12 protein-coding genes are annotated in these 12,724 nt (G+C 63.1%); 1 reads left to right on the top strand and 11 read right to left on the bottom strand.

Annotated features, from left to right (window positions below; genetic code table 11):
• Positions 1-97: 97 nt before the first annotated feature.
• Genes EI290_RS09630 through EI290_RS09620 form a run of 3 tightly spaced genes read right to left on the bottom strand, consistent with a single transcriptional unit; the run spans position 98 to position 4,785 of the window.
• The gene (locus EI290_RS09630) at positions 98-2,323 is read right to left on the bottom strand and encodes a hypothetical protein (RefSeq protein ID WP_125429115.1); all 2,226 of its coding nucleotides are present in this window, start codon (positions 2,321-2,323) and stop codon (positions 98-100) included.
• The gene (locus tag EI290_RS09625; RefSeq protein WP_125429113.1) at positions 2,324-4,273 is read right to left on the bottom strand and encodes a hypothetical protein; all 1,950 of its coding nucleotides are present in this window, start codon (positions 4,271-4,273) and stop codon (positions 2,324-2,326) included.
• Positions 4,273-4,785, bottom strand: a complete 513-nt coding sequence (locus EI290_RS09620; protein ID WP_125429111.1) for a hypothetical protein — start codon at positions 4,783-4,785, stop codon at positions 4,273-4,275. The genes EI290_RS09625 and EI290_RS09620 overlap by 1 nt, the downstream gene beginning before the upstream one ends.
• A 102-nt stretch (positions 4,786-4,887) precedes the next feature.
• Between EI290_RS09620 and EI290_RS09615 the strand changes: the two genes are divergently transcribed.
• On the top strand, positions 4,888-5,529 hold the full coding sequence (locus tag EI290_RS09615; protein ID WP_125429109.1) for an SGNH/GDSL hydrolase family protein: 642 nt from the start codon (positions 4,888-4,890) through the stop codon (positions 5,527-5,529).
• Between the two features lie 36 nt (positions 5,530-5,565).
• On the opposite strand, the gene EI290_RS09610 is transcribed toward EI290_RS09615, so the two are convergent.
• From EI290_RS09610 to EI290_RS09575, 8 genes are read right to left on the bottom strand one after another with little or no spacing between them, the layout of a single operon-like run.
• A complete protein-coding gene (locus EI290_RS09610; RefSeq protein WP_125429107.1) occupies positions 5,566-8,187 on the bottom strand; it encodes a fibronectin type III domain-containing protein in 2,622 nt (873 codons plus the stop codon).
• A complete protein-coding gene (locus tag EI290_RS09605; RefSeq protein WP_125429105.1) occupies positions 8,187-8,669 on the bottom strand; it encodes a hypothetical protein in 483 nt (160 codons plus the stop codon). Before EI290_RS09605 ends, EI290_RS09610 begins: the two co-directional genes overlap by 1 nt.
• Before the next feature lie 57 nt (positions 8,670-8,726).
• A complete protein-coding gene (locus tag EI290_RS09600; RefSeq protein ID WP_125429103.1) occupies positions 8,727-9,449 on the bottom strand; it encodes a hypothetical protein in 723 nt (240 codons plus the stop codon).
• The gene (gene terL / locus EI290_RS09595) at positions 9,442-10,893 is read right to left on the bottom strand and encodes a phage terminase large subunit (protein ID WP_125429101.1); all 1,452 of its coding nucleotides are present in this window, start codon (positions 10,891-10,893) and stop codon (positions 9,442-9,444) included. The genes EI290_RS09600 and terL overlap by 8 nt, the downstream gene beginning before the upstream one ends.
• On the bottom strand, positions 10,893-11,192 hold the full coding sequence (locus EI290_RS09590) for a hypothetical protein (protein WP_125429099.1): 300 nt from the start codon (positions 11,190-11,192) through the stop codon (positions 10,893-10,895). Before EI290_RS09590 ends, terL begins: the two co-directional genes overlap by 1 nt.
• The gene (locus EI290_RS09585) at positions 11,185-11,994 is read right to left on the bottom strand and encodes a terminase small subunit (RefSeq protein WP_125429097.1); all 810 of its coding nucleotides are present in this window, start codon (positions 11,992-11,994) and stop codon (positions 11,185-11,187) included. The genes EI290_RS09590 and EI290_RS09585 overlap by 8 nt, the downstream gene beginning before the upstream one ends.
• A complete protein-coding gene (locus EI290_RS09580; RefSeq protein ID WP_125429095.1) occupies positions 11,987-12,457 on the bottom strand; it encodes a hypothetical protein in 471 nt (156 codons plus the stop codon). The genes EI290_RS09585 and EI290_RS09580 overlap by 8 nt, the downstream gene beginning before the upstream one ends.
• A complete protein-coding gene (locus EI290_RS09575; protein WP_125429093.1) occupies positions 12,457-12,696 on the bottom strand; it encodes a hypothetical protein in 240 nt (79 codons plus the stop codon). The genes EI290_RS09580 and EI290_RS09575 overlap by 1 nt, the downstream gene beginning before the upstream one ends.
• Positions 12,697-12,724 lie beyond the last annotated feature (28 nt).

The following is a 12,724-nucleotide window of genomic DNA, read 5'->3' as shown; positions in this document are numbered from 1 at the left end:
AAAAAGCCCCGAGTTCGGCTCGGGGCTTTTTTATTAGCAGAATGGCAACAGACCGGAGCCTGTTTGGCGGCCACCCCGCCAACACGGTAAGGCGAAGCTAGTCAAACTCGGGCGAAAACTCACCCTGGTAGAACTCGTGCACCTCGGCACCACCGCCGCCACCTGGTGCTCCTGGTGCTGGCACTCCACCGCCAAAGGCCGCCGGCACCCGCCGCAATAGCTCCAGTGGCGTATCACCCTCCCCTCCCACCGTAAAGCTGGGAATCCGGGCCAGTCGGTACAGACTCCCGCCCAACTGCACGGGCACCGCCGGCGAGAGGCGGGCATAGTGGCCCGGCGTAAGCGCCACACCAAGCCGGAGCAGGTGGCCATGCAGCAGCTCGTCGAACAGCCCGGCATAGTACCGCTGGTAGAGGCCCTGGCTTCCCCCAAACCACCAGCTACGCGGGAACTCGGCCAGCCCGTACGCCCCCGTAGGCTTGAACCCAAACGGGAGTACCTGGCTGGCCACCGGTGCCGGTCCCCGGTACACGAGCAGCCGGGGGGCATAGCTGTAGTTCCAGCTCACCTCGTTGAGTGGCGTGGCCAGCGCGTCGGCCGTGGCCATGCACGGCAGGTGAATACGCACCACCGGGCCGGCCACCCCGGGCAGGCCCGTAACGGGGTCCGGCAGGCCGGCCCGCTGGTAGAGGTACTCCCGGCGCACGATGGGTGCCCATGGGAGTCGCAGCTGCTGCTCCTCCTGCTCCACGCCGGTCGGCACCCGGTCGGGCTGGTACACGTAGTCGGCAAACCCTTTGCGGGCCTGCAGCAGCGCGTCGCTCTCGTCATCGGCCCAGCCGAGTACGATACGCCGGGCGGGTAGAGCAGGCAGGTACTCCCCTTCCTCGGGGTTGCACCTGTCCGACAAGTCCATGGCTAGTGCCGGCGGCAGCTCGTACCGCTCCTGGTAGTGAAAGGTGAGCGTGCGCGTGAGGGCATCGGTGGTAAAGCGCAGATTCCGGGAGGCCACGAAGCCGCGCACAAAGTCGCGCTGGCTCAGTGCCGGTAGCAGCTTGGCCACGTCGAGCGAGGTGGGCCAGGCCTCCCGGGGCTCCACCTCCAGCGACCAGGCCGTATAGTCGAGCCGGAAGCCGCTGCCCGGGGCCGCATGGTACACGACAGCGAGCAGGCACTGGCCGGTTTCCAGGTAGAGGCCGTTCAGGCTGAGCGTATCCGTATCGAGCACGTGCTCCCCCACGGCCAGGTACGTGCTCATCAGCACTTTCCCCTCATTCACCTTCTGGCCCGCCAGCAGCCGCACGAGCTGGAGCTGGCAGGGCCCACCGCTCAGCCCCGATACCAGAAAACGCACCTTGGCCCGGTAGCCTCCATCGAGGCGCACCCGGTAGGCTTCGCGCCGGCCATCGGTAAACACGCCCGACTCCCCTACGTCGGCCCCACGCAGGCGGCCGGCCGGGTTGTAGGTGGCCACGGGTTGCAGCGCCCAGTAGCCGGGCGGCGTTACGCCCGGATCTGCTACGAGCGGTATCTGCTGGCCGAACATGCCAGTATCGAAGAAATTGAACGGTACGGCCGGCACCCCGCCCTCGGCCCGGGCCTTGAGCAGCTCCCCCCAATTCCAGGGCATTTCCGAGCCGGTAAACGGCAGGCAGGCCTCCCGCACGTCGGCCTGCTCCAGCACCTCGCCGCGAATGCTCCAGCCCACGTCGGCAAAGATTTGCCGGAGGGTGCGCACAAACGATACCGAGGGCAAATACTCATCCACCTCCAGCGGGGCCCCGATGCGGTTACTCGGCGGTACCGTTAGCTCCCGGTCGTCGACTACCTGGCCGGGCTGGTAGAAGTTGCCGTAGGCCACAAACGGAAACTGCACGTCGGTATCGGCGCAGCTCAGGCCCAGCCGCTCGTCGAACCCATACCGGCCCCGGTACACGAACGGGGCAAAGCCCAGCTCCTGCAGGGTTTTCGTGCCGATGCTGGTAAACACGTCTACCTCGTCGCTCACGAGCTTGCCCACGTAGGCTCCTTTGATGCTGGTGAGCTGCCAGATACCCCGAAAGAACAGGTTGCCGCCGACGTACAAGCGGGCCACGTAGGGCACCAGGGGGGCGAACTTGTCGAGGGTTTGCGGGTCGCGGTGGTGCTGAAACACCCGGTCGTTTTGCCGGGTATACTCCAGTGCCAGCGTGTAGCTGCTCTCGGCCGAGCGAGTGTCGAGGCTGGCCACATCGGTACCGGGCTTCTGCATGCGCAGCAGCCGGCGTACATCTTTGGGCAAGTCTACTTCCTGGTCATTCAGGAATAGCCGGATATCTTCCATTTAGTTGCTGAGCGTGTACGTGGGCGGGGCCGGCACCACGTCGAGGGTGAGGCTGTAGGTATTTTCGGGCTCGTTGTAGTCGGGGCTGAAGCCGGTTACGACCACGGGTTCCAGCTGCTCGTCGAGCAGGTACACCTCCGGCGAGGTGGCCAGCTCGTCGCACAGCCAGTCGAGTCCGCCCCGGGTGAGCGGGCCGCTGGCCAGCTTCCGGACTGGCTCCAGCTCCACCCGGCGCACGGCCTGGCTGGTACCGCGGCTGTAGAGCTGGGCCGACCGTTTGGGCGCCGGCTCAGTCAGGCCGAGCAGCCAGATCGTTTCGTAGGCCCCGCGCCGGCTCAGGAAATGCAGGCAGGCCCGGGCGGGCGCGTGCTGGTACCGGCCGCCGCCGACCGGCTGGCCATTTACCTGTAGCGTCAGGTTGGAAAACAGCGCCTCAGCCGGCAGCTGACTCAGCAGCCCGCCGAGGGCCAGCGTGTGCACGCCGCCGGCCGCCACGGCCTGCACACTCTGCGTACTGAGCACGCCCGTGGCCGAGCGCGTATCGAGCTGGGCCCGCACCGTGGCCCCGGCTTCGGCCAACAGGTACACCCGCTCCGGATAGGAGGCCCGGCCAACGGGTACCCGGCCCTGAGGCATCGGCACGGACAACGACAGCCGCGTGGCCAGCGGCGGTACCGGTACCGCCGACTCCAGCCCAAAGCAGACATCAGTGTCGGCTACCACCAGCCGGCGGCGCAGCTGCTCCCCTTCGGGAATATACATTTCCCCGAAGCGCACGAAGTAGGCCACCAAGCGGTCGGTGCTCGTCGTGCGGCTGTGGCCCACCAGCGGTAGCAGAGCCGGCGACAGGTCGAAGGTGTAGCGGTTGCCCGTCCGGTAGAGCTGCTCCAGCCGGTCAACCAGGTAGGCGCTGCTCAGATTAACGGCTCCACCAAAGGCCGCCTCCGGTACCGCCCAGATTTCCACGTAGCAGCCCCACTCCTTTTTCGTCTGGCTCCGGAGTCCATCCACGCCGGCGGTGAGCTGCAGAGTGAGCCCGCCCTGCTCGTCACTGGTCGAGGCCTGAGGCGTGAACTGTGAGCCCTCGGCCAGCGCCACCAGCTCCACGCTGGTGGCATCGGGCTGGCTTACCCGGTACCGGGCGCTCAGGGTAACGGAGCTGGCCAGTACGGTTGCCAGCGTGGCCGCCGAGGCGAACTGGCCCGGTCCCGGGTTGGTGGCCACGGCTGTGAACGTTTCGCCCTGCAGGGTGAGCACGGTACCGGCTACTAGGCTGGCCACGGTGAGCAGCAGGCGGGCTCGTACCGATGCCTGGCCGGTTTCGGCCGACTGCACGGTAAACAGAAGCGGTACGCCCACAGCCGCCAACCGGGGCAAGGTGCTGACATCGAGGCGGGGCGTGTACACGCACGTGCCGTTATCTTCCGTCGCGTTGGCGTTGTAGTTGGTGGCCTCGGTATCCATGCAGCCGGGCACCGGTGCCGGCGGCGCGTAGCCACACGTCGGGCTGTTTTTCTGCACGAGAATAGCCGTTTCCCCGCCGGCCCCATCGGCCACGATGCGGTACCGGTCCAGTCCACGGCACTCGTGCCGGAGCACGGTACCGGCCACTGGAGGAGGCGTATAGCCACATGCCGAGCTGTTCTCCTCCCGCTCAATCCGGAAAGTACCGTTCCCGTTGTGGAAGAAGTCGCGCTTGGTGGTGCCGGCGCAATCATCGTAGAAGGCCGTGGTAGTACTGATACCGCTTGATTCCGGCGGCGGGGGTGCCCCCTGGTAACCGCCGGTGTAGAGAACATCGGCCTCCCGGGCACCGGAGGCCTGCTTGGTTACGGTATCGAACTCGTAGCGGGTCGGCTCGTAGCGGGCGGTATAGACCCCGGGATTTTGGGGGTCGTCATTCTGGTCGAAGGGGCCGTCGAGGGCCAGGTACAGAAAAATCTTGGCCATTAGGCAGCGCGTTTTTTAAACACTTGGTCAAGCTCCAGCGTGATGCTGTTGAGCAGGTCTTCGTTGAGGTAGATGTCGAGCAGCTGCTGGCCCTCGCTGAAGGCCGGCGTGAGAAAGTGCCGGCCCCGGATGCCATTGCGGTAAATGGCATTCTGAATGAGGAAAGCCAGCTGATTGGCGCTTTTGAACTGGCCACCCTTGCGCCGGTTGAAAATCTTGCGCTTGCGCATCCACTTGAGCAGCGCATCGAGGGGCACCTTCTTGGTGAACTTGGGCCGGCCCCGGTCGAGGTATTCCAGGTAGTCGAGGGCGTAGAGCTCCAGCGAGGCCGAGGCGGTGAACTGGCCGCCGGCGCTGCGGGCCTGCACGGCACGGGCCTGCAGGCTCTTGAGCAGTGGGGAGGTGCGACGGTCGAGCGGGTAGCGCCCACTCTCCAGCACGAAGTAGATGTGCTGCACAATGACTTCGCCCACCGCCTCCAGCACCTGTTGTATGTCGCGGTAGGTAGGCATGCCGGTATCACGCCCGGCTACGTGGTTTTTCCCGCTGGCCACGAAAAAGCCCCACCGGGTGGGTGCCTCATATGGAGTAATATTGCTTACTACCTTTGCTCCATGAAAAAATCAGCTATTCTACTCGTATCACTGCTCACCACCAGCTGCAGCTATTTTACCCCGCAAACCAAGATAACCTTCGTAAGTAACAGTCTGATGGCGGGCGACGGAGGGTATAAGCTTGATGAGAAGATTCTGGCTGAATTGAAGCACAACGGCGTACGAGCCGTTGGACAAAACCTATCCGTGGGCGGCACTACTACGGCGCAACTGGCCACCCGTATGGCGGAAATCAATGCGGCCTGGGACAACTCGAAGCAATACAACGTGTTACTCGTATGGGAACAGACCAATCAACTCTATTTCGGAGCCAGCCCCCTACAGGCCGATTCAACCCTACGCAAGCTCATTACTGATGCCACGGCCGTACACCCTTGGAAGGTAGTAGTGGCCACGGTACTGCCGCGGGCCAACGATGGCACACCGCCTGATCAGGAAACCAAACGCATCAAATCCAACCAGATGCTACGCATCAACCATACTGGCTGGCAGCTGGCCGATGTAGCAGCCAACACCGAAATAGGCGAGCCGGGCGACTGCTTGAACTCGAAGTATTACTATGATAAGGTACACCTCAATGATGCCGGCCAACAGATAGAGGCCCCCATATTTGCTGAGGCAATTGAGAAAGCGCTGAAATAAAAAGAGCCCCACCGTATTGGTGGGGCTCTTTCTTTACTAGGCAGGCGTGAGGCCCACGCCTTGCAGGTGATACATGGCACCCGGGCCGCTGATATCCACTGCTACATATAGTATGTTGGAGCTGTTGCTGGTATGGGTGCGCTTCAGTATCCACGAGCTCCCCCCGTCCACTGAGATTTCTGAGTAAATAACCGAGCCGGCCCGCCGCAGGCGCATAAACAGGCCCAGAGAACCCGACTGATTTAACGCTACGCCCCCGCCGCCATCGAAGGCGTACAGGAACTTCCCATCCCCGCCGCCCGCGTCGTAGCTGGCATTCCAGATACCTGCCTGAAAGCCGGTATAGAAATTACCATTGGAATCAAACTCAATGGTGTTGGTGGTTTTCAGCCCCAGCACGGCGTCGAAGGCATCCGGCTGGCTGAGCTTCATGGCGACCCAGCCGTCGCCCTCCAGTTTCACGCCGGCCAGGCCTGCCCCACCGTAGAAGCCGAAGGGTTTGCCCGTCGTAGCCGTTACCTTGGCACCGGCCTGCTGCACATAGACGGATGACACCGATAACGCCGTGGCCCCGGGTAGCAGGGTCACGTTGGTATCTGCCGTGGCCAGCACCAGGCCCGCGCCCTGTGGGTAGGTGAGCTTGCCTGATTTCTCAATATCGGATACCAGGTACAAGTCAGCAGCACTGGTATAGGTGTAGGGATAGACATCCGTCCATGCCGTGCCGTCGCTGGATTTCTGCGCTTTCAGCCCCGAGCCGTTCCGAAACAGGCGCAGGAAGTTCCCCACTGCAGCCGTGATGCCAGTAGCAGTCGGAGCCCCGGCATTATCGACTACGTAAATCTGCCCGTCGCTGCTGCTGCGCCATACGGCCGCCTTCATGGCGGCATACCCCACGCGGCTGTTATCCGTGTTTACGCCCACAATGGCATCCTGTGCGCCGGCGGTAATCTTGCTACCTACCCAGCCGGTGCCACCAGCGGGCAGTTTGTAGCCTGACAGGCCCGTCGCCCCGTAGCCCGCCGCCGTAGCCGCCGAGGTAATCACGCCGGCCTGAATCACCTGGTTTACCTGGGTGGGGTAGGTGACCGCCTGGGCACCAGCTGCATAGTTGCCGGCCTGCGCAGGCGGCTGCACCGGGGCCGGCTGGGCGGTACCGAACAGGTACTGCATAATGCCGGCTACCAGCCGGTTGATCAGATTTCCGCCTGAGCCATACCCGGCCAGCGTGGGGTGTACCCCGTCGCCGGACAGCTCAGGGTTGGTGGCATCATACGCCGGATCAACCAGCGTCAGCACATCAAAGCCGGCCGTACCCGCGGTTTTCTTGGCCTGCAAAATGTTCACGCATTCGGCCATGACCTGCGCAAAATCGGCCCGGGGAGGGTAGTACGTGGCGTTGGTGGAGTCGCGGAAGTTATCCGGAAAGCCCAGCAGGGCTACAATGCCCAGGGAGGGATGCGCGGCTTTGCGGTTCAGGCAGTAGGCATTGAAACTGTCGGCTCCCTGCTGCGCGGTGGTCGTTGCGTACGGCGGGCGGAAGATGTTGAACGGTTCCCCGATGGTCAGCACCACGTTGCGCTTGGCCGCGTCGAACTGCGTATCAATGTCCTGCGCGGCGCTGTTCATCTCGTCGCTGGTCTGGCCGCTGATCCCGTTCCAGTCAAACGACAGGCTGCCACTCAGGCCGGCGGCAGCTAGTTGTTGCGGGGTTTTAGCCGCCAGCGCGGCGGCCACCGCCGCCTCGAAGGTGGCGTGCCACCCGGCCGCATAATCTTCGGTGCTGATGCTGTTGCCATCCACAATGAACTGCAGGTCTTTTACCCCAGCCACCGGCGTAGCACTCACCACCATGCCAGCCAGACTGGTACCAATAGCATTCGTGGCAAATGCGCGGAACTGGTAAGCGGTGCCGTTGGTCAGCCCCGTAATTGTAAAGGAAAGGTTGCCCGTGGTGCCGGCCACGCTCCAACTGGTCGCGCCGGTTGGGCGGTACTCGTAGCGGTAGCTCAGAATGGGGGAACCGCCGTTGGCCGGCTCTTCCAGGTTTACCACTGCCTGCGCATTGCCGCCGGTGGCATCTAGTTGCGTAACAGCCGAGGGCACGGTGGCCACGGGGGCAACTGGGCCAGTGAATACCTGCTTATTTAGCACAAATGGTCCCGCCGGCTGGCTGCCAGAAGCAGCTACCCGGAAGCCCACCTCATCCACTGCAATAGAACCTGTCAGGCCCTGCAGGTAAATGCGGCCGTTCTGAATGTAGGCATTCGACGAGGTGAGGGGCACGATGCCAGCCACGCCCGGAAAACCAAAGCCCTCGTATTGCACCAGCGCAGGAAAGCCGGCTACGAGCTGGGCCGAGAACGTGTTGGCTACGTCATCAACCTGGCCGTTTTGGGGCTGGCCAATGGCAACCGTGGGTACAGCTGCATTCAGACGCTTGAGGACATACTCGAAAGCGGCGGCCTGCGTGAGCAGTGCGGGGTGGTTTCCGTACTGGTTGGCCTGAATGGGCGTGTAACCGAGGCTGGTAATCATCGTTTCCAGCACTTCGCGCAGCTCGTACGCCCGGGTAGGGCCGAGTTGAGCATACTCGGGAGTGCCCTCGTCGCGCAAAATGGCAACGACTTGGGCAAGCATTTCTTGAATAGAGGCCATTAGGCGGGGGTATAGCGCGACCAGAGGGCCTCGCGGTTGACAGCTGAGGGATAGGTAAAGCTGATTTCGACTCTCCAGCCGCTTGCCTGGTCGGTGCTCACATCGGTCAGGCTCACCGCCGATACCTTTTTCACGTCGGTGAGCTCCTCCTCCAGCCGCAGGATTTCCACCAGCTCCTCCACGTAGCCGCCGGTGGTGGCCAGAATGCCCGCCTGCAGGCGCGTGCCCTCGTTGGTACCATGCTCAGCCGGCAGGCTCAGCACGTGGAGGGCCACCTGGTAGGTATCGAGGCCGGGGCGCTCCTCTCCTATCTGCATTTCTGCTTCGAGGAAGACCTGCGGATAGGGCGTATTACCGGCCCCGGCCTGCTCGTCAGGGTAACCGATTTGAAAGTGGGCAATGGGCGAGTAGCGCTTCACCACGTCTTCGAGGTAGGCGAAGATGCGGGCGGCTCCGGAGTCGAGTGGTGGCTGGTCGGGCATGGTCCTATCACGCCGACCGGGGCGGCATTTCCCGCTTCAGCTCGTACGCCATATCTTCTAAGAGCTCCTCAATCGGCCAACTACGGAGCGCACGTACCGTCTCGCCAATCCGGCGGCTATGCCAGAGCAGCGCTGCCGTAAACCCGCCTTCGCTGGCTGAACGGAAGTCAGGGCCAGCATCTGCTCCAGCGCTGTCTCCATCCTCGTCGTCGCGAGGGAAGAGGCTTGGATGCGTAGCGCGGGCATCATCCAAGCCTTGAGAAAATTTAGCACGTAGGGCCAGGCCTGCTCCATGCTCAGGCCAGCCAGGGCCTCGGTGGCCTCCCGTACGGCCTGGGCATCCTGCCGGCCACCGGTGCGCACGAGCAGCACGGCCAGCAGCTCCGGCGCGGCTACGGCCGCACTTCCGCCGGCGGCATCGAGGAAGGCCAACAGCGCTTCGAACTGGCCGGCGTTGAGCCGGGAAAAATCTCCCTGCCAGGTGTACTCGATACCCCGATGCACGAGGGTAGCCGCCGGCTCCGCTTCCGGAAGGCCGGTAAAGAACCAGGGCATTTGCTGGCCGAGGTAGGCGGCTAGGCTCACGTCGGCGGCCAGCACGTCGGCGGGCAAGCTGGTGAGGGCCTGCACGGCTGAGAGCATGGCCAGCTCCGGCCGGCGCTCCAGCTGCAGGCGGGCGAACTGTTGGAAGGCCGACACGGGCACCTCGTGCCAGCCGGTCGGAATGTGGCCCGGGTATACCTGATTGGTGGCCGGGTCGGTGATGGTGATACTACGCATAGGAGAATTTCTTTTTGCTCTGATTGCGGGAAATGGCTTGAGTGAGCGTATCCAGCATGTCGTCGTGGGCGGCGGTCGGGAAAGCCGCACACTGGTTGATAAAGGCCTCGTTCCAACTTCCGTCGATCAGGACCACCCGCTGGGCCTCGATGAAAGGCGATGCGGCCTGCACCCGTTGGGTTTTGTCGCCAGAGGGCGGCGGAGCCTCCACAATGTTGAGTTGGCTATTCTTGCGAAGCCAGCTCACAATGTCCTTACCGTTGGCCTTGGGCTCGATGTGGAGCTTACTCTGCCGGCCGCACCCATGGGTTTCGGCCAGTTTCGGCAGCAGCTTCACCAGCTCATTGAACTCCTCCCAGTATTCGCCGGCGTACCGCACGTAGAGCGTCTGGCCCACGTAGGCGGTAATGAGCACGGCCGAGGGGTCGTTTTTCTGATTGTCGGTATAAGCCCCGTCGTAGTCGAGGTGCCAGACAGCCGCCCCCGCCTCCGGCAGCTTGAGGAACTCGGCAAACGTGATAGTCTTAAACCAGGCCTTTTTCAGAATGCCGCCCTCGTCGGGTGCCGGCATCTGCAGGATCTGGCCCGCGTAGCCGTAGCTACCCAAATCCTCCTTCAGCGTGGCCAGGGCCCCGCGGTCGAGGCGGCCCGCATCGAGCAGCCCGTTGGTATAGCGGGCCACCAGCTCCGCCGGCCGCACGTTCTTACCCAGCTCTCCGGTTTTACTGTCGGGCGTCAGCTCACCAGGCAGGCAGATGTGTCGAAGGTTTTTCTTCTTCTTCAGCCAGGCCCCAGCCGGGTCCAACTCGTGTACCCGCTGCATCACCATAATCGACACCGTGCGCTTCTTATCGGTTTTCCGGCTCGACACCGTTTGCACGTGCTTGGCCGACTGCTTGCGGTGCTTTTCGTTCTCGGCCTTCTCCGGGTTGGTCGGGTCGTCGATAACGATGAAGTCGGCGTGTACCCCCGTTACGCGGGCCCCGCTGGAGGTAATGAAGCGCTGGCCGCCGGCGGTGTTGCGGTAGTTGGTCTTACCGTTCTGGTCGGCCTTGAACTCAATCCGGCCCGGAAACAGACGCTGAAACTTGGGGTGAGACAGGCAGTCGCGCGACTTCAGGCCGTGGCCAATGCTCACGTCGGAGGCAAACGAAGTGCTGATAATGCGCATGCTCGGCTCCATCAGCCACAGCCAGGCCGGAAAGAGCTGGGTAATGGTGGTGCTCTTACTTGTGCCCGGCGGGATATTCACCAGCACGTCGCCCTGGGCCTCGCCCCGCTTCCACCGCTCGTACACCGCCTGCATTTCGTCGCACAGGTACTCGATATGCCAGTTAGGCACGAGCTCCACCGCCTCAATGGTTTCCCACATTTCGAGGAAAAACCAATAGAAGCGCTGGTAGCACTGGGCAGCAATGACAGTATCGAGGGGTAACAGCTCCACTACTCAGTCTTCAGGAAGTCGGCGTAGGGCTGCAGGTGCTTGACCAGGGCGGGCCGGCCACCGGCGCGGTACACCCGGCGCAGCTCCCGTAGGTGCCGGCGGCGGGTGTGTTTGGTTACCACGAGGTAAAGCTTATGGCCGACGAGGGGCTGGCCGTGGATGGTGAGCAGGTCCGGGTACTGGCTGGCCAGCACGGCACCGGGTTGGGGGGCACCATTGGCAAAGGCCGGCTCCGGCATCCGAGCGGCAAATTGACGAAGGGCGTGGTCGAGGTCGGGGGTGATGAGGTGCTTAGCCATGGGAGAGAGTTTGATGTGCGGCACGCAGGGCGGCCAGCTGTTCGGGGGAAAGTTTCTTGGCCAGCTCGGCCGGGTCGTAAGTGGGGGCCAGCGACTCGCCGCCGCTGGTCACGTCTATTTTGTTGGTGAGCATGCCGCGGTGCTTGGCCAGGTTCACCAGGGCGGCGTCCTGGTCGCGTAGGGTGAAGGAGGTACCCCGGGGGCCACTGGTGATGCTGGCCACCAGGTCGAGCAGGCCGAGGGCCTCGGCTTTGGCGAGGTCGAGCTGCATTTCGTATTTCCACTGCTTCGGACCATCCACGAAGCACACGGCGTCGGGGTCGTTCTCCAGTTGCACCTCCAGCCGGACCAGGTGAAGCTCCCGGCGCTCGTGGGCCACCTTCTCCCGCTCCCGGAACTTCTCCCGCTTCTTGCGGTCAAGAATCACCGCCTCGGAGCGAATGGCTACCTCCTGTTCGAACTCCATGTTCTTGCGGTACTCCTCCACCACCTGAGCCAGCTTCTTCTCGATGCGGGGCTTATACTCCACCTTCACCCGGGTGTAGAAGTCGGCGAGGTTGGCCGTGGCCAGGCGCTGCCAGCGGGCGGCCACCTCCTCCGGGCTCATGCACTCTTTGAGCAGGTACTTGATGGCCGCTTGGATGTCAACAGATGTTAACAGGCGGGAGCCCTGCTGCCGTGCCGTTTTCTCGCTGTATCCGGCCTCCTGTGCCGACTTCGTGGCATTGAACGACAGCACATACGCCTCAACGAACTTGCGTCGCTGAGGGGGCAGATGTTGCACGGGGCTTTTCTCAGCCATGGCACACCAGGTAGAGGGCCACGACCTCCACCACCGCGCCGGCTATGGCCAGGAGGGTGCGGGTGCGGCCGTTGAAATCATTGCGAGCCGTGGTGGTCGGGCTCTGGTAGCCGTACTCAAACTCTCGCCACGCCATTTCCCAGGCGATATAATCCGCCTCCGGGTTATCGGGCTTACAGCGCTCTCTCCAGCTTATCCAGAGCCGTACAAAATTGTACACCTCGTCGTGCACCATCGGGAAGCAGAGTACCGCCGCCACCAGCTCGGCACCGACGTACCACCAGCTCCCGCTCCACTGCATCGTCACGATAGCCGCCGGCACCAGCAGCAGCACGGCCAGGCGCTGGGCCACCATCTCCACATGCTCGTTTCTTGAAAACGCTTCTGCTCCTCGTCGGGAATACAGAACGGCCTCCACCACTCCAGACAGAGCAGCGAAGGCCGAGTACAGTACAACAAGCATTAGTTCGCCTCCTTCTCCTCAGCCCGGGCCAGCAGGTAGCCAAACACGATGCAGCCGAGGGCACCGGCAACTAGGCCAATGCCGCCGCCAGCCAGCACCTTTCCGAACGTGTAGGAAGCGGGGGCACCGTACTTCAGCCACCACAGCAGCGTCGAGCCGACGAGGAAGTGGTAGCCGCCGGCGTAGGGGTACGGCACGGGGTAAAACAGAAACGAGGCAACGCGGAGCAGCTTACGCATGATACAGGGTGTGAAGTGTGAAACTCTT

It is taken from the genome of Hymenobacter metallilatus (assembly GCF_003944705.1).
In the GTDB taxonomy this organism is placed as follows: domain Bacteria; phylum Bacteroidota; class Bacteroidia; order Cytophagales; family Hymenobacteraceae; genus Hymenobacter; species Hymenobacter metallilatus.
This window is presented reverse-complemented; position numbering and strand designations above follow the sequence as displayed.